The organism is Spirillospora sp. NPDC049024, from assembly GCF_040649235.1.
GTDB lineage: Bacteria > Actinomycetota > Actinomycetes > Streptosporangiales > Streptosporangiaceae > Spirillospora.
The window spans coordinates 112232-128073 of the sequence record NZ_JBEZFD010000011.1 but is presented as its reverse complement, the minus strand read 5'-3'; the positions used below and the strand labels follow the sequence as shown (position 1 = coordinate 128073).

Below are 15842 nucleotides of genomic sequence, written 5' to 3'. Positions count from 1 at the left end.
GCCCGTGGACCTCGAACGAGATCGAACCTGGACGCCGGACGAGGTGGCGCGTTTCCTCGGTATCCCGAAAGCCACTCTCTACCAATGGCGCTACCTCGGCATCGGCCCGAAAGCCGGTCGCGTCGGCCGCCACCTGCGCTACCTGCCAGAAGACGTCATCGCCTGGTTCCGGGAGCAGCAGAACGCGGCATGAGCGTCTACGACCGCTGGCACAAGAGCCACCCGAAGCAAGGTGATCAGCCTTGCCGGGAGCACAGCCGTGGCAAGAACAAGCTGTATCCCACGGCTGATCACCTGAAGGGCGACCGGTGGCAAGTTCGCTGGCGGGACGAGAACGGGCAGCAGCAGAAGCGCAGCTTCCCCAAGAAGGCCGGTACTGATCCGGAGATCTGCGCCGAAGCGTTCGACGCCCAGCGGAAGGCCGATACCGACAGAGGCGAGTGGATCGACCCTCGTCTCGGCCGGACGCCCTTCCGGGACTACGCGCCGGTCTGGATGAAGTCCCGACTGCACAAGCCGGGGACGGTCGACACCTACGAGCGGCACCTCCGCAACCACATCAACCCGGCCTTCGGCGGCCTGGGCCTGGCCGCCATTCGTGCCACCACCGTGCAGCAGTGGGTCAAAGACCTCCAGGCCGTCAAGGGCCTCGCTCCCCGCACGGTCGAAACCATCTACGGCATCTTCTCCAGCATCATGCGCGGCGCCATCCGGGACGGGTATCTGCGCAAGAGTCCGTGCATCGACATCCGGTTGCCCGACATCTCCCCCACGGTCGTCCGGCTGTTGTCACCGGTGCAGGTGGTCACACTGGCTGCCGCGATGCCCGAGCGGTACGGGCTCCTGGTGCTCCTCGGCGCGGGGGCCGGCCTTCGACAGGGCGAGGCGTTCGGGTTGGCGTTGGACCGCGTCGACCGAGCTACAGGCATGATCACGATTGACCAACAGGTGGTCGTGGTTGACCGACGGCCTATCCTCGCCTCTCCCAAGACTCTGGCCTCGGTGCGGGACGTGCCTATGCCGGGCTTCGTCTTGGACGCGGTCCTTAAGCAGGTCGAGCTGCTCAGTCTCGAACCCGATGACGTGCTGTGCCGGACGGCGCGTGGCACGCTGCTGCGGCGGGACTACTTCAACAAGAGGGTTTGGAAGCCTGCTATCGCGGTGGCCGGGCTGCCGGACGACACCACGTTTCACGACCTGCGGCACACCTTCGCGAGCACGGCCCTGGCTGAGGGTGTGCCGATCTCCGAGGTATCGCGGTGGCTCGGGCACAAGTCCATCACCACGACCGTGGATCTCTACGGGCACCTTGTGCCAGAGGCCAGCGGCCGTGCCCGTAGCGCGCTGGATCGGGCGTTCAAGCCGGTGCTCGATGTGCCCTGAAAGTGCCCTGAGCGATCTTGGAGCCGATTGCGCTCCTGGTCAGGGGCATTGGGGGCGGACGAGTCGGCCTGTAAGCCGGGTTCTGTGCCCGTCGTCCCTTGCGGGGCGGCGGGTGACGGCCATCCATCTCGGGCCGCCGTTGCCGGCGGTCTCCAGCGGTCTACCCGCAGGCTCGGGCGGGCCGCCCTCAGGCACCTGCGCGGGGCCTCTTGCGGGGCCCCTTCTTGACCTTGCTCCGGGTGGGGTTTACCTAGCCGCCCACGTCACCGTGGGCGCTGGTGAGCTCTTACCTCACCGTTTCACCCTTACCACCGGCGGACCGGTGGCGGTCTGCTTTCTGTGGCACTGTCCCGCGGGTCACCCCGGGTCGGCGTTACCGACCACCCTGCCCTGTGGAGCCCGGACTTTCCTCGACGGGGATCGCTCCCCGACGCGGCCGTCCGGCCGGCTCGTCCGCCGTCCACCAAGGTTAGCGGGTGCGTGAGCGACTTGCGCACCGCGGCTGATCAAGGGTGCGCAAGTCGACTCACGGACCTAGGGGAGGGTGCTCAGGGCTTCGTCCAGGCGGGTTTCGGGGAGGGTGTGGTCCTCCATCTGGCCGGCGAGGAAGCGGTCGTAGGCGGCCATGTCGAGGTGGCCGTGGCCGCACAGGGCGGTGAGGATGACCTTGGGTTCGCCGGTCTCGGCGCAGCGGCGGGCCTCTTCGACGGCGGCGGCCAGGGCGTGGGTGGGTTCGGGGGCCGGGACGATGCCCTCCGTGCGGGCGAACAGGACGCCGGCCTCGAAGCATTCGCTCTGGGGCTTCGCGGTGGCGTCGAAGATGCCGAGCTCGTACATGTGGGAGAGCAGCGGCGCCATGCCGTGGTAGCGGAGGCCGCCCGCGTGGATGGGGTCGGGGACGAAGTCGTGGGTCAGGCCGGTAGATGGTGGGTGTCGTTGAAGAACCGAAGAGTCGCGGGGCCGTCGCCGTACCAGTCGATGGACGTCAGCGCCGCCACGTCGAGGTGCATCCGGTACAGGGACGGCATGGGCGCGCCCAGGGCGTCCTTGACCAGCAGCTTGATCGGGGTGACGTGCGAGACGACCAGGACCGTCTGCTCGCGGTAGCGGACCTTCAGCTTGTCCAGGGCCGTGCGGACGCGGCGCGACACCTGGGCGAAGCTCTCCCCGCCGGGCGGGGCTGCTCCGGGGTCGGCGAGCCACGCCTTCAACTCGCCCGGCCAGCCCTTGCCCGCCTCGGCGAACGTGAGGCCCTCCCAGTCGCCGAAGTCGGTCTCGCGGAAGCCGTCCTCGACCCGGACCTCCAGGCCGGTGACGGCGGCGACCTCGGCGGCCGTGTCGCGGCAGCGGGACAGGGGCGAGGTGACGATCGCGTCGATCCCGCGGTCCTTGAGGGCGAGGGCGGCGGCGCGCGCCTGGGCGAGGCCGTTCGGGGTGAGCGGGACGTCGCCGATCCCTGCGAAGCGCTTCTCGACCGACAGCGGCGTCTCACCGTGCCGGAGCAGGAGCGTGGTCGTCGGCGTGGACGAGACGGGCCGGGGCGGCGGCTCGGGCTCGCCCGGCGTCTCCTCGACCTTGCGGGTCCAGTGCTCGCCGCGGGCGGCGGCGTCCATGGCCTCGTTGGCGAGCCGGTCGGCGTGCGCGTTGCGGTTGCGGGGGATCCAGCCGTAGGACACCGAGCCCAGCGCGGCGGCCAGCTCGCGGGCCTCCAGTGCCAGCGGCACCATGTCCGGGTGCTTGATCTTCCAGCGGCCCGACATCTGCTCCACGACGAGCTTGGAGTCCATCCGGACCTCGACGCGGGCGGACGGGTCGATCCCGGCGGCCGCGGCCAGCCCGGCGATCAGCCCCCGGTACTCGGCGACGTTGTTGGTGGCGTGGCCGATCGACTCGGCGACCTCCGCGAGCACCTCGCCGGTCAGCGCGTCGCGGACGAGCGCCCCGTACCCGGCGGGGCCGGGGTTGCCGCGCGAGCCCCCGTCGGCCTCGACGACCAGCTTCCGGCCGGCGCTCACAGACCCGACTCGGGCGTCCGGACGAGGATGCGGCGGCACTCCTCGCAGCGGATGACCTCGTCCTCGGCGGCGGCCCGGATGCGGTTCAGGTCGACGGTGTTCAGCGCGAGGTGGCAGCCCTGGCAGGCGCCGCGGAACAGCTTGGCCGCGCCGACGCCGCCGAACTGGCCGCGCAGCTTCTCGTAGAGGCCGAGCAGGTCGTCCGGGACGTCCTTGGCGACGGCGGTGCGCGCGGCGCTCGACGCCCCGGCCTCGTCGTCGATCTCCCGCTGGGCGGCGTCGCGGCGCTCGGCGAGCGCGGCCAGCTCCTGCTCGGCGGCGGCCTGCTCGGACCGCAGCGCCGACACCCGGCCCTCCGCCTCCTCGGTCCGCTCCATGATCTCCAGCACGACCTCCTCCAGGTCGGACTGGCGGCGCTGCAGCGACTCGATCTCGGCCTGCAGGCTGCTGAGGTCCTTCGCCGAGGTCACCTGCCCCGAGTCGAGGCGCTTCTGGTCGCGGTCGGCGCGGGTGCGGACCTGGTCGACGTCCTGCTCGGCCTTCTTCTGCTCCCGCCGCAGGTCGCCGACCTCCGTCTCGGCCGCCACGATCGCGTCGCGCAGCTCGGTCAGGCGGCCCTCCAGCCGCTCGATCTCCGCCAGCTCGGGCAGGGTGCGGCGGCGGTGCGCCAGCCGGTCGAGGGAGCTGTCGAGGTCCTGCAGGTCGATCAGGCGAAGCTGGGCTTGCGGTGCGGCTTTCACTGTGCTCCTTCGTCGTGAAGGGTCCACGCGTCGGTGACGAGCGTGGACACCCGTGTCTCCAACTTGCCCGCTTCCGGGGACGACCTGGCGAGGCTCCGCTCGGCGTCGGCGAGCCAGGGCCACTCGGTCGCCCAGTGCGCCGCGTCCACCAGGGCGGGGCCGCCGTGCTCGGCGAACTCCGACGCGGGGTGGTGGCGCAGGTCGGCGGTGAGGTAGGCGTCGACACCTGCGGCCCGCGCGGTGCCGAGCAGGGAGTCGCCCGCGCCGCCGCAGACGGCGACCGTGCGGACGGGGCGGTCCGGATCTCCGGCCGCCCGCACCCCCCAGGCGGTGGACGGCAGCCCGGCGGCGGCGCGCCGGGTGAACTCCCGCAGCGCGACCGGCTCGTCCAGCTCCCCGATCCGGCCGAGGCCGCGGCGCGGATCGTCGTCGGCGGGGACCATCGGGCGCAGCTCGCCGGTGAGGCCGACGGCCCGCGCCAGCGCGTCCGACACCCCGGGTGCGGCCCGGTCGGCGTTGGTGTGCGCGGTGTGCAGCGCGATCCCATTCGTGATCATGCGGTGGACGAGCCGGCCCTTCGGCGTGGTGGCGGCGACCGAGTGCACCCCGCGCAGCAGCAGCGGATGGTGCGTGACCACGAGGTCGGCCTCCCACTCCAGCGCCTCGTCGATCACGGCGGCGACGGGGTCGACCGCGAACAGCACCCGCCGTACCTCCTGGGCGGGATCTCCGCAGACGAGGCCGACGGCGTCCCAGGACTCCGCCCACGCGGGCGGGTAGAGCTCCTCCAAAGCGGAGATGACATGGGATAGGCGCACGTCCCGCAGGCTACCGCGCCTGGGCGCTCCCAACGAGCCACCGAGCGTCACCCCGAGACGCCAAGGTCTGTAACGATATGGGACGGACAGTGCACGACCGAGGGAGGAACGCCATGTCGGCCGCCGGCGCCGCCGCGGAACCGGAGCCCATCCAGCCCATCCGAACCGTCGAGCCCAAGGCGGAACGTCCGTACATGCCGGGCTACGGCATCCAGGGACCGAACGAGGGGAGCGGCCTGCTGCCGTGGTCCTGGGCCGTGGAGCGGCTGCGGGCCGCCCGCAACTTCTGGGTGTGCACGGTGCGGCCGGACGGACGTCCGCACGCCATGCCGGTCTGGGGCGCCTGGTCGGGCGAGGCCCTGCTGTTCAGCAGCGCGGCCCCGTCCCGGAAGATGGTGAACCTGCGGGCGAACCCGCAGGTCGTGGTCACCACGGAGGAGGCCGAGAACCCGGTGGTCATCGAGGGCCGCGCCGAGATCCTCACCGATCCGCGCGACCTACAGCGGTTCATCGACCTGGTCAACTCCAAGTACGCCACGCGCTATCGTGTCGATTTCCTGGACCCGGAGGTGAACGCCACCGTCGCGGTGCGGCCACAGTCGGTGTTCGGGCTCCGCCAGGGAGATTTCACCGGTTCTCCCACCCGGTGGTCGTTCGTAACCTGAATGTCCGCTGGGATCATTCTGGAGACTCATCGCGTTGGAGAGTGTGTGAAGTCACCCTTTCGCCGCCGCAAGCGCGTCAAGGGCCGTCCGATGGGCAACCGCCCGGAGGCGGCCGAGCCGGAGACCATCGAGTGGCCCCGCGAGGGGACGGGCAAGTCGTCCCTGATGGGGGCCATCCGAGGCGACGGCGAGACCGGCGCCGGCTTCGGCGGCGGCATGTTCGAGGACCTCGCCTCCGCCTTCGAGGGCTCCAAGAAGGTCAAGCAGGAGGAGCAGGAGCGGCAGAAGGTGCTCCGCCAGGACGACCACGAGCAGACCGGATCCGGCAACGTCCGCGACAACCTGGACTCGGGCAAGATCCGGATCCGGCGCACGCCGCCGGCACCGTGAGCTCACCGGATCGCTCTCGAACATAGGTTCGAATCCGGGTTATCCTGCCCTCGTGAGCACCTACGTTCCGCCCGGCTGGCCCTCGCAGGTGCATCCACCGGGCACCGACCGTTTCGAGGACACCGCCCTCGCCTGGCTGCTCGAGCTCGTCCCGCCCGAGTACCGGCGCTACGGCGTCCTGCGCCGCTACCCCCTCGCCCTCGCCCGGATGGCCCGCCACCACGTGAACGCGTCCGTGGAGGCGGCCCGGGAGGGCTTCCGCACGGCGCGCGTCGACCTCGGCGCCGTCGTCCCCCCGCACGGCATCGAGTCCGTCCTGGAGGCCTACCGCCGCGAGGGCGCCCGCCTCGTCGCCCTCCTCCACGCGATCGAACTCGTCGAGACGGCCCTGCGCGGCCTCGCCGAGCCGGACGATCCCACCCATCGCCGCCCCTTCACCCCCAAGCTGTGACCGGCGTGTTGACGCTGTGTCGCGCCGTGCGCAAGCCTTGATCTGTTCCTTACGGGAGGCGGGGTTCCGGTGAGCGCACCACCTGGGTGGTACCCAGATCCGGAGTTGATGGGCCGCGAACGCTACTGGGACGGCCAGACGTGGACCGACCAGTCGCGCCCCTACAACCCCCGCGCCCGCCGCCGCGCCTCCCTGAACGCCGAAACCGGCCCCACCCCGCCCCCGCGCCCACCCGCACCCCGCCCCGAGCCCCCCGCTCCACCATCACCCCCGCCCTCCCCCCACCCGCCGCTCGCCGGCCCGCCCCCTTCCCCACAGACGCCACCCCCGAAAACACCCGCCCCAAAAGCACCACCCTTCCCCCGGCCACCGCGCTCAGGCCCTGAGCCGCCCCACCCCGCAACGCCCCCTCCGTCCCCGCCTGCCGCGCGCCCCGCGGCCGAGACCCCGCCCGCTCCTCGCCCGCCCTCACAAGAGGCTCGGAGCGAATCACCCGCGCCTCCTCCACCAAGCCTCAGCACCCCACCCACACCAAGGCCTCCCGCACCGTCCCCGCCCCCACCAGCGCCCCAACCCGCAACCGCTCCCCCACCCCGACCTGCCCAGCCGCCGCCTTTGGAGGAAGCGCGGTTCGAAGCGCCTGCGGCTCCTCCGCCGAGGCTCGGGCGGCCGCGCACGCCGCCGCCGCGGCGGGAAGCTCCGGGTTCTGCGACGGCGCCGCTGCTGCCTGGGGAGGCGCCGGCGTTGGAGGAGGCTCGGATGGAGACGACGGCGCCGCCGTCGGCGGGGCTTCGTAAGCCGCACTCCCCGCAGGTCTCGGTGCCGCGTTCCGCCGGGCCGGTGCGTCGGCTGCCGTCGCAGGTGCCGCGCGCGGCCGCAGCCGGCCAGACGCCGCCCGTGGACGAGCCGGTCCAGCGCTACCTCCCGCCGGGGCAGCCGCAGGGCACGCCGTCCGGGCGGGCCAGTGTCGCGATCGGGCTGGTCGTGGCGGTCGAAGGGGTCGTGGTCGCGGCCGTGGCCTTCGGGCTGCGTTCCGTCTGGCCTGGTTGGGGCGCCCTTGCACTGATTGTTTTCTGGGGGATCCTTCTGCTGGCGCCCCTGACGGCCCGGCGCTCGTACGGGTACCGGGAGCCGGACGAGGCCGAGCGCGCCCGGCTGGAGCACGCGTGGCGCTACGTGCAGCAGCACGCCGGCGTCAGCGGCTACCGGCTCGTGGTCGTCGAGTCGGACGGGCTGAACGCGTGCAGGCCCTCGGTGCGCACGGTGGCGGTCACGTCGCAGTCGGCGCGCGAGCTGCCGCCCGGGGGCCTCGCCGCCGTCCTCGCCCACGAACTGGGGCATCTCCAGGGGTGGCGGGCGGTGCCTGCGTTCGTGCACGCGCAGGTGACGCTTCCGCACCGTGTGCTGCAGTGGGCGCTGCGTACGGTGTGGTCCCCGATCGGCCCGATGTGGAAGCGGGCCGTCGAGTGGCACCGGCCGATCGGCTTCCTGGGGGTGTTCCTGCTGGCCGCGGTCGCCGTGGTCATGACGGTCGTGGTCGCGCTACCGGCGGCGCTCGCCTACGCCGCCTCGCTGGGGGCGCGCCTGCTGAGCGCCGCGGGCGAGGCGCGGGCGGACGCGGCGGCGGTGCGGATGGGGTTCGGCGCCGGCCTGGTCGCGGCCGTGGAGCACCGCATCGAGCATCAGCCGGACGGGCTGCCGCTCCCCCTCGTCCGGCGGGCCGAGGCACTGCGCCGCCGGCTCGGCTGAGCCGGTCAGCCCTTCCCGCCGAACAGCGGCGGCGGCCCCTGCCGGGGGTCGCCGGGCGTCCGCGGGCCGGTCTGCTGCCCGGGCGGCGGGCCGGGCTGGGACGAGAGGGGCGCGCGCGGCGGGGGCGGCACGGGCGGGGTCGCCCACTGGGGAGCGGACGGCGTGCCCCACTGCTGAACCTGGGGCTGGGCCTGCGTCAGCGGGCCCGGCGCGGTCAGGGCCGCGCCGGGGGCGGGGAGCGCCTGCTGCGGGGCGGGCGGGTCCGGGAGGGGGCCGGTGGTGACGCGGTCGAGCGTGATGATGGCCGGGTCGCATTCGACGGGCGTGATCGTGCGGCCGCCGCCGGGCGCCGACTCGACGAGCAGCAGGGCGTGGTCGGGCAGGTGCTGGAGCGTGACGGGTTCGACGACGTACTCGTACACGCGCTGCGTGGTGTCGGCGTCGCTCCAGTTGGTGCCCTCCGCGTAGGAGTAGGCGGCCGACCAGTTCCGCGACGTGGAGGTGGAGGTGCCCTCGGTGTCGCTGCGGCTGGTGGAGCCGCCCCGGTTGCTGCCGCGCTGGTAGGACGTCGAGCGGTCCGGGAAGAGCCCGAACATCTCGCCGCCCGAGTAGGTGGTTCCGGACGAGCGGCTCGTCCCCCAGCTCCGGGACGTCCCCGTCGTGCGGCTGGTGCTGTGGGTCTCGGAGTCGCCCGCGCCCTCGGTGTCGGTGGTGGTGTGGGACTCGTTCCCGCCGACGTTCTTGGTGATCTGCGACAGGACGAACCGGTGGTCGCGCCCGATGAAGTCGGCCGCGCGGGCCGCGTCCTCGTGGTTGCCGAGCCGCATGAACGCGACGGCGCCGCCGCCGATCATCTCCGCGGACGTCTCCCGCAGCCGCCGGAACAGCAGGGTCAGCGGGACGCCGCGCCGCTCGCAGGCGTCCGACAGCCGTTCCAGGTGGCGGCGGGCCAGCTCGTCCGCGCCGGCGACGACCAGGGCGGGGGTGGAGTCCTGCGACGCGGTGATGCGGTGCGTCACCCACTGGACGACGAGGTCGGTGAGCAGCTCGGAACGGACGTTGCGGGCCTGGCTGTCCAGCGCGACGCAGGTCAGGTAGCCGGCCCCCTCCTTCTCGGCGGGCTCGGTCCCGAGGTCCTCCAGCGGGTGGACGTAGGACTCGATCCGCGACAGGTTCGCGTGGGCCTGCCGCCGGTACTCGACGGTGAACAGCTCGTTGGCGATGTGCCGCCGCTCCTCGCGGGTCAGCGCGTCGCCGTCGTCGGGCTCGCCCATCAGGGCGCGCAGGGCCGCCGCGATCCGGCCGAGCGTGACGTTCCCGCCGAGCGCGCCGCACACCTTGGTCAGGATCCGGTCGTCCATGCTGCGGTCGGCCCGCGCGGCGTCGGGCGTCCCGCCGTGCATGGACTCGACGATCGCGTCCACCAGCTCGCGGGGCGGCATGTCGGCCAGCAGACCGGACGAGGCCTGGCGGCTGGGCAGCAGCTGCGCGTCGACGCCCACCCACGCGGCCTGGGCCAGCTCGACGAGTTCGCGGCTGACGACCTCGCGGGACAGGTCGAGGACCAGCAGCGGCTGGACGGCGAGGGTGGACGTCCCGTACGTGGTGAGCAGCGCCTCCCACGCCCAGAGCGTCCCGCCGAACACGTCCAGGCGGCGGCCGGGGCGCGGGGCCGCGCCCCACTCGGGAAGCCCGTCCAGCCGCGCGCGCTCAGCGGCGTCGTGCGCCTGCTTGCGCGCGTGCCACTGCCGCGCCTGGTCCTGGTAGCCGCCGATGATCTGCTGCTGGGCCAGTTCGTGGGCCTGCCGGGCGCTCTGCCGCTGCCGCACGGCCCACCACGTCAGCGCCGCGCCGGGGGCCAGTGCGATGAGGGCCAGCAGGAGCGGGCCGATGGAGAGGGGCGACCGCACCGTCTGGGTGCCGCTGGCCGAGCAGGCGGCGAACAGCACGAGGACCATCGCGATCGCCGCGCTCACCGGGAGCGTCCGGTTCAGCCTGCGCTGGGCGAGCTGCTCGGTCTGCGCGACCCGGCGCGCCAGGTACTCCGGCAGCGCCTGCTGCCGGGGCGGCGCCTCCGGGAACGGGCGCAGGAACCACCACCGGTCGCGGAACACCCAGCCGAGACGGGGGTCGGGGGTGAAGAGCCTCTCGCGGCGCGACAGCAATCCTCCGTGGTCGACCGGACCGCCCCTCACGATCTGAACCCCGTCCTCTCCCCGGTGCCGGCGCGGGCCACGCCTGTCCCGGCCCGCTCGTGATGCCGCAAACAACCCAAGCAGATTGACACGGAACTTGTCAGGCCCAACGTCAGGAATCGGCCTTCCCAAAGGTGACCTTGCTCAATAGCCTGACTGCCCATGACGTTGGACCGAGGCGGGATCCCGAAACAAGCCGACCGTTCGCCCCTCCGCCGCGCGACCGGAACACGCCGGGGCCGCTGACCATGTGGGACGTCGTGCGCGGCCTTCCGGTGTGCCGGCTGACGGAGGTCCCCCGCCCGGACGAGACGGACGGACGGGACGAGTGGCGCGACCAGCGGCTCGCGGCGCTGGTGTCGGCCTACCACGCGGGCAAGGAGCCGGTCCTCGTCGGCTGGCGGCGCGCGGAGGCGTTCGGCCCCACGGAGGTGTTCGTCGGCGGGGACGGGCTCGTCGCCGACCGCGACGGGAGCGCCGCGACCCTCAGCCTCCCCGCAGGCGGGCGCGGGACGCTGCTGGCCGAGGGCCTCGCCGAGGACGCGATGGCGCACTGGGTGAGCATCGGCGGCATCGCCGACGGCCTGCTCGTGGACGACCCGCCGCCGGAGGAGCCCGCGAGGCCGTCCCTGGAGGACGGCCTGCTCTCGGTGTGGATGCAGCCGTTCGCCTGGATGCTGGTCGCCGAGCCCGTCGACCCGGACGAGGCGCAGCGCCTAGCCGACGACCTGGCGGACCGGCAGCAGCGCGCCCGCGCGATGGCGGAGATGTCGCCGGAGGACTCGGTCGCGGCCGACCGGCTGGAGAAGCGGCACCGCGAGCTGCGCCAGGCCGCCACGTCCGGCCTCTGGCGGGTGCACCTGGCGGCCGGGGCGGCCACGCCCCGGGCCGCCGCCCGGGTCGCGGCGCTCGTGTGCGCGTCGGCGGACCTCGGCCGCCTGCCGTACGCGCTGGTCCCCGGGGCGGCGGGGCCGTTCGAGGCGAGCACGCAGCTCGTCGCGGCGCTGGCCCGCCCGCCGGTCCGGGAGGTCGCCGGGGTCCGGTTCGTGATGCGGCCGGATTTCGACGTCACGCCCGAGTCGCCCGACACCGGGGTCCGGCTGGGACGGGTCCTGGACCGCAACCGCCGCGACGTGGGCCCGATGTCGCTGCCGCTGTCCAGCCTGAACCGGCACACGTTCGTGTGCGGCGCGACCGGCGCCGGGAAGTCGCAGACCGTCCGGTCGCTGCTCACGGCCGCGTCGGCGGCGGGCCTGCCGTGGCTGGTGGTCGAGCCCGCGAAGGCCGAGTACCGGCTGATGGCGGCGCGCCTCCCGGACGCGGAGGTCGTCACGATCCGCCCCGGGGACGCGGAGGCGATCGCGGCCGGGATCAACCCGCTCGAACCCTCGACCGGGCCCGACGGGCGGCCGTTCCCGCTCCAGACGCACGCCGACCTCGTCCGCGCCCTGTTCCTCGCGGCGTTCGAGGCCGACGAGCCGTTCCCGCAGGTGCTCGCGGGGGCGCTGACCCGCTGCTACGAGCGGCTCGGCTGGGACCTCGCGCTCGGCGAGCCGGCCGTCCCGGGCACCTCGCCCCGCTACCCGACCCTCGCCGACCTCCAGGCCACCGCCGAGCAGGTCGTCGACGAGATCGGCTACGGGCAGGAGATCACCGACAACGTGCGCGGCTTCATCCGGGTCCGGCTGTCCAGCCTGCGGCTCGGCACGACCGGGCGGTTCTTCGAGGGCGGCCACCCGATCGACTTCGACGCGCTGCTCGCCCGCAACGTCGTCCTGGAGATCGAGGACGTCGGGGACGACCGCGACAAGGCGTTCCTGATGGGCACCGTGCTGGTCCGGCTGGTCGAGCACCTGCGGCTCCGGCAGCGCCAGGGCGCCCCGACCGGGCTGCGGCACCTCAGCGTGTTCGAGGAGGCGCACCGGCTGCTGCGGCGCAGCGAGCAGGCGGGGCCCGCGTCCCACGCCGTGGAGACGTTCGCGAGCCTGCTGGCGGAGATCCGCGCGTACGGCGAGGGGCTGATCGTGGCGGAGCAGATCCCCTCCAAGCTCGTCCCGGACGTCATCAAGAACACCGCCGTCAAGATCGTCCACCGGCTGCCGGCGCAGGACGACCGGGACGCGGTCGGCGCCACCATGAACATCACCGACGCGCAGTCGCAGTTCCTCGTCACGCTCACGCCGGGCGAGGGCGCGGTGTTCACCGACGGCATGGACTACCCGCACCTGGTCCGGATGCCGGACGGCTCGCACCTGGAGGAGGCCGCGCCGCCGACGGCCTCGCCCCGCGTGCTGGTGGCCCCCCGCAGCGGCACGTGCGGGCAGGACTGCCGCGACTCGCCCTGCACGCTGCGGGACATGCGCGCCGCCCAGCGCGCCCTGGCCGACCGCCCGGAGCTCGTGGTGTGGGCGGAGCTCGCGGCCGCCGCCCACCTGACCGGCTGGGGCGCCCCGCACCCGCCGTCCTCCGTGCTGGACGGCCTGCCGCCCCGGCTCCGCGACTGCGCCGCCTCCCACGCGGTGGACGCGGCCGTCGCGTCCCGGGCCGCGCCCGCCGGGCTGGCGGACCATCTGTCCGCGATGCTGCGGGGCGCGCCGTGCGCCGGGGACGAGACGGGGTTCTTCGCCGCCCCCTACCGCTGGTGCCTCGTCCTGGAGCAGCTCGGCGAGGCCCACAAGGCGGACCCCGACGGAGGGCGCCATCCGATGAGCGGGGAATGGGAGGCCCGCCACGGACGCGCGATCCCCGGCGGCACGCTCACCGAGCAGTTCCGCGCCGTCAACGCCTGGTGGACCCGCGACCAGCGCGACCTCTCCGCCCGCGACCTGGCGGTCTGGGGCACCGCCCGGACGCTGGAGACGGTGGTGGGCGCCCAGCGCGACGACCCCGACTGGCCCGACCGCCTCCGCGACGCGACGTCCGGCTTCGGCGACCTCGGCGGCCTGCTCGACGCCTACCTGTCCACCGGGTAGCCGCCCGCCGCTATCCGTTCGCCCGCCGCGCGTCGACCTCGATCTCGATCTTCATGCGGGGGTCGGCGAGCCCGCACACCTGCATCGTCGCGGCGGGCCGCACCTCGCCGAAGCGGCGCCGCAGCGCCGGCCAGCAGGGCTCGAAGTCCGCGCGGTCGGGCAGCAGGTACCGGACGCGCACGACGTCGGCGAACGTGCAGCCCGCCTCCGCGAGCGCGGCCTCGATGTTGCGGAGGCACTGCTCGGCCTGCTCCACCACGTCGTCGGAGATCGTCATGGTGGCGTAGTCGAACCCGGTCGTGCCCGAGACGTGCACCCGGTCGCCGTCCACCACGGCGCGGGCGTAGCCGATCTGCTCCTCGAACGTCGAACCGCTGAGGATCGCGCGTCGTTCCGTCATGGTCGAGATTATGGAGCCCTCGTCCCTCCGGCCCCTTCGCCGGGTCAGGCGGCGTAGTTGCGGAGGACGCGCAGGGCGTCGGCGCCGTGCGGGCCCTCGGCCGTGAGGCCGGTCCGCGCGGGCGTGAGGCGGCGTGCGCCGAGCCGGCAGAAGTCGGAGGCCGGGCCGGTGATCCGGGACGGGGCGGAGGGGTCGCCGAGCGACCACCGCGTTCCGTCCGGGGCGGTGAGGTCGCAGAAGACGGGGGCGTCCGGCAGTCCCTCGACGGCGAAGGCGTAGGGCAGCGTGCGGTGGGCCAGCCAGGCGATGTGGCGGAGCCGCTCGGTGTCGGGGTAGGGGACGCCCAGCGGGACGGCGATGTCCAGCGCGTGCGCCCAGTGCTCGGCGAGCCGGGTGGTGGCGAGGGTGCGCGGGGACAGCGACGTCCGCACCCACGGCAGGCGCGTGCCCGGCGGGTGGGCGCGCAGGGCGTCCGGGGTGGCGAAGGCGGCCGCGCGCCAGCGCGCCAGCAGGTCGGCGGGCGGGGCGCCGCGCTCGGCGGCGACCAGGTCCGCGGCCATCCCGTCCACGGAGGTCTCGGCGGACGGCAGGAAGGCCTCCTGCCCCTCGGACGGCCCGCTGATCATCTCCTCGGTCTGGGCGAGGTGCAGGACGACGTCGGAGACGCTCCAGCCCTCGGCGTCGGACGGCCGGTCCCACTGCTCGGCCGTCAGGGACGCCAGCACCGCGTCCAGCCGACGGTACTCCGCGGCCAGGTCGTCGAAGATGTCCGCCATGGCGGCACGCTACCGACTTATGTTCGGGTTCGCCCGCCTTCGGCGGCCCGCGCGGTCACGCGAGCTTCTCCAGGCGGTCGGCTGCCTCGGCGGCGCCGCCCGCCTCGGCGAAGGACTCCCGGACGCGCCCGGCGGCGGCCCGGTGCGGGCCGTCGGCCAGGACGGCGGCCAGCGCGTCCCGCAGCTCGTCCGGCCGGACCCGGTCGAACGGGACGGAGATCCCCGCCCCGGCGCGCTCCACCAGCCCCGCGATGACCGGCTGGTCATTCCTGATCGGCGCCGCCACCAGCGGGACGCCGTGGGACAGCGACTCGCACACGGTGCCGTAGCCGCCGTCGCAGACGACCGCCGACATCCGTTCGAGCAGCCTGGGCCGCGGGACGTGCTCGCGGACGATGACGTTCGGCGGCGCCTCGCCCATCGCCCCGGGCGGCGCCGTGAAGACCGCCTGGACGTCCAGGTCGCGGACGGCCTCGGCGGCGACCCGGAGGAACCGCTCGCCGAACGAATGGTCGCCGGTGACCAGCAAGGCGGGACGGCCGTCCAGCCGGTCCCACGGGAACGCGCAGGGCGCGGGACGGCCGAGGACGGGACCCACGAAGGCGAAGTGGTCGGGGAAGAACGAGACGTCGCCGAGCAGCGCGCCGGTGGCGAAGACCAGCACGAGGTGGTCGGAGAAGCGCAGGTCGAGCAGGTCGTCGATGCCGTGGTCGAGCTGGAACCCGCCGATCCGCTCGCGCACCCGCTCCTCGTCCTCCGGCCGGTCGGCGAGCGGCCGGGTGAACTCGACCGGCGTCGCCGCGCAGGTGGCCCAGGGGATCTCGCGGCGCCGGGCGGCGACGGGCGCGGCGAGCACGAGCTGGTCACTGACCACGACGTCCGGGCGGAACCGATCGATCGCCGTCTCGACGCCGGGCATCATCGCGTGGCCGAGCGGGACGGCGAACTCCTCCCAGAGCGAGCGCAGTGCGTCGGGGCCCTCCGGCCGGAGCCGCGCCGTGGCGTCGTCGCCGGCGCTGAAGATCCGCGCACCGGAGCGCAGCAGGGGTTCGAGCGACGGGCGGTGGCCCGTCCAGGCGATCTTGTGGCCGCGGCGGGCGAGCTCGGCGGCGGCCGCGGCGGCCGGAGCGACCCGCCCGGCCCCGCCCCGGGCCGGCGGCGGCACCGCGAACAGGAAGCGGCGCGACGGGGTGCGCGCCCGCGCGACCCCCGGGTCGCCGAGCAGGGACGGAACGCGGACGCGGCGCGCGCTCACCGCCCGGCCCCCGCGGTCATCTGGCCGCCGGTG

General features: G+C 74.0%; 15 protein-coding genes, 1 other RNA gene and 1 pseudogene. 8 read left to right on the top strand and 9 right to left on the bottom strand.

Features of this window, described 5'->3' with window-relative positions:
- The first annotated feature begins 4 nt into the window (after positions 1-4).
- Together AB0C21_RS21570 and AB0C21_RS21565 are read left to right on the top strand one after the other, a co-directional pair.
- Entirely contained in the window at positions 5-193 is a 189-nt protein-coding gene (locus AB0C21_RS21570; RefSeq protein WP_500206361.1) for a helix-turn-helix transcriptional regulator, read from the top strand.
- Entirely contained in the window at positions 190-1383 is a 1194-nt protein-coding gene (locus tag AB0C21_RS21565) for a tyrosine-type recombinase/integrase (RefSeq protein ID WP_500206359.1), read from the top strand. The genes AB0C21_RS21570 and AB0C21_RS21565 overlap by 4 nt, the downstream gene beginning before the upstream one ends.
- 55 nt (positions 1384-1438) lie before the next feature.
- On the opposite strand, the gene rnpB is transcribed toward AB0C21_RS21565, so the two are convergent.
- The 5 genes from rnpB to AB0C21_RS21540 form a co-directional block, all read right to left on the bottom strand.
- An RNA gene (rnpB, locus tag AB0C21_RS21560) (RNase P RNA component class A) lies at positions 1439-1835 on the bottom strand.
- A gap of 82 nt (positions 1836-1917) precedes the next feature.
- Positions 1918-2241, bottom strand: coding sequence for a hypothetical protein (locus AB0C21_RS21555; protein ID WP_500206358.1), 324 nt, complete (start codon positions 2239-2241; stop codon positions 1918-1920).
- A gap of 53 nt (positions 2242-2294) precedes the next feature.
- Positions 2295-3398, bottom strand: a complete 1104-nt coding sequence (locus AB0C21_RS21550) for a bifunctional RNase H/acid phosphatase (RefSeq protein WP_500206356.1) — start codon at positions 3396-3398, stop codon at positions 2295-2297.
- The gene (locus AB0C21_RS21545; protein ID WP_149262273.1) at positions 3395-4138 is read right to left on the bottom strand and encodes a zinc ribbon domain-containing protein; all 744 of its coding nucleotides are present in this window, start codon (positions 4136-4138) and stop codon (positions 3395-3397) included. The genes AB0C21_RS21550 and AB0C21_RS21545 overlap by 4 nt, the downstream gene beginning before the upstream one ends.
- Positions 4135-4956, bottom strand: a complete 822-nt coding sequence (locus AB0C21_RS21540) for a Nif3-like dinuclear metal center hexameric protein (RefSeq protein WP_500206354.1) — start codon at positions 4954-4956, stop codon at positions 4135-4137. The genes AB0C21_RS21545 and AB0C21_RS21540 overlap by 4 nt, the downstream gene beginning before the upstream one ends.
- Positions 4957-5069: 113 nt before the next feature.
- Between AB0C21_RS21540 and AB0C21_RS21535 the strand changes: the two genes are divergently transcribed.
- The 5 genes and pseudogenes from AB0C21_RS21535 to AB0C21_RS21515 all read left to right on the top strand — a co-directional run bounded on the left by AB0C21_RS21535 (position 5070) and on the right by AB0C21_RS21515 (position 8211).
- Complete coding sequence (locus tag AB0C21_RS21535) at positions 5070-5621, top strand: pyridoxamine 5'-phosphate oxidase family protein (protein WP_500206352.1); 552 nt, start codon at positions 5070-5072, stop codon at positions 5619-5621.
- 45 nt (positions 5622-5666) lie between these two features.
- The gene (locus AB0C21_RS21530) at positions 5667-6011 is read left to right on the top strand and encodes a DUF6191 domain-containing protein (protein ID WP_500206351.1); all 345 of its coding nucleotides are present in this window, start codon (positions 5667-5669) and stop codon (positions 6009-6011) included.
- 52 nt (positions 6012-6063) lie between these two features.
- Positions 6064-6462 carry a hypothetical protein gene (locus tag AB0C21_RS21525; RefSeq protein ID WP_149262269.1) on the top strand — a complete coding sequence of 133 codons (399 nt, stop codon included), beginning with the start codon at positions 6064-6066 and terminating at the stop codon, positions 6460-6462.
- A gap of 69 nt (positions 6463-6531) precedes the next feature.
- Positions 6532-6627 (top strand): annotated as a pseudogene (locus AB0C21_RS21520) (DUF2510 domain-containing protein); the annotation flags it as partial.
- Between the two features lie 594 nt (positions 6628-7221).
- Positions 7222-8211 (top strand): M48 family metalloprotease, encoded by a 990-nt coding sequence (locus AB0C21_RS21515; RefSeq protein WP_500206636.1) that lies wholly within the window; start codon positions 7222-7224, stop codon positions 8209-8211.
- Between the two features lie 5 nt (positions 8212-8216).
- Here AB0C21_RS21515 and AB0C21_RS21510 read toward each other — a convergent pair whose 3' ends face one another.
- Positions 8217-10406 (bottom strand): hypothetical protein, encoded by a 2190-nt coding sequence (locus AB0C21_RS21510; protein ID WP_500206348.1) that lies wholly within the window; start codon positions 10404-10406, stop codon positions 8217-8219.
- Positions 10407-10654: 248 nt separating this feature from the next.
- Between AB0C21_RS21510 and AB0C21_RS21505 the strand changes: the two genes are divergently transcribed.
- Entirely contained in the window at positions 10655-13378 is a 2724-nt protein-coding gene (locus AB0C21_RS21505; protein WP_500206346.1) for an ATP-binding protein, read from the top strand.
- A gap of 10 nt (positions 13379-13388) precedes the next feature.
- Here AB0C21_RS21505 and AB0C21_RS21500 read toward each other — a convergent pair whose 3' ends face one another.
- The 3 genes from AB0C21_RS21500 to AB0C21_RS21490 are packed head-to-tail and all read right to left on the bottom strand — an operon-like array spanning position 13389 to position 15809.
- Entirely contained in the window at positions 13389-13778 is a 390-nt protein-coding gene (locus tag AB0C21_RS21500; protein WP_500206345.1) for a RidA family protein, read from the bottom strand.
- 44 nt (positions 13779-13822) lie between these two features.
- Positions 13823-14554 (bottom strand): maleylpyruvate isomerase family mycothiol-dependent enzyme, encoded by a 732-nt coding sequence (locus tag AB0C21_RS21495; protein ID WP_500206343.1) that lies wholly within the window; start codon positions 14552-14554, stop codon positions 13823-13825.
- A 55-nt stretch (positions 14555-14609) separates the two neighbouring features.
- A complete protein-coding gene (locus AB0C21_RS21490; RefSeq protein ID WP_500206341.1) occupies positions 14610-15809 on the bottom strand; it encodes a glycosyltransferase in 1200 nt (399 codons plus the stop codon).
- Positions 15810-15842: the final 33 nt, after the last annotated feature.

Bases quoted from the DNA above. Each gene is read 5' to 3' on its own strand.
- AB0C21_RS21565 (WP_500206359.1), top strand. From the start codon at position 190: ATGAGCGTCTACGACCGCTGGCACAAGAGCCACCCGAAGCAAGGTGAT.
- AB0C21_RS21555 (WP_500206358.1), bottom strand. From the start codon at position 2,241: ATGGCGCCGCTGCTCTCCCACATGTACGAGCTCGGCATCTTCGACGCC.
- AB0C21_RS21535 (WP_500206352.1), top strand. From the start codon at position 5,070: ATGTCGGCCGCCGGCGCCGCCGCGGAACCGGAGCCCATCCAGCCCATC.
- AB0C21_RS21515 (WP_500206636.1), top strand. From the start codon at position 7,222: ATGGAGACGACGGCGCCGCCGTCGGCGGGGCTTCGTAAGCCGCACTCC.
- AB0C21_RS21505 (WP_500206346.1), top strand. From the start codon at position 10,655: ATGTGGGACGTCGTGCGCGGCCTTCCGGTGTGCCGGCTGACGGAGGTC.
- AB0C21_RS21500 (WP_500206345.1), bottom strand. From the start codon at position 13,778: ATGACGGAACGACGCGCGATCCTCAGCGGTTCGACGTTCGAGGAGCAG.
- AB0C21_RS21495 (WP_500206343.1), bottom strand. From the start codon at position 14,554: ATGGCGGACATCTTCGACGACCTGGCCGCGGAGTACCGTCGGCTGGAC.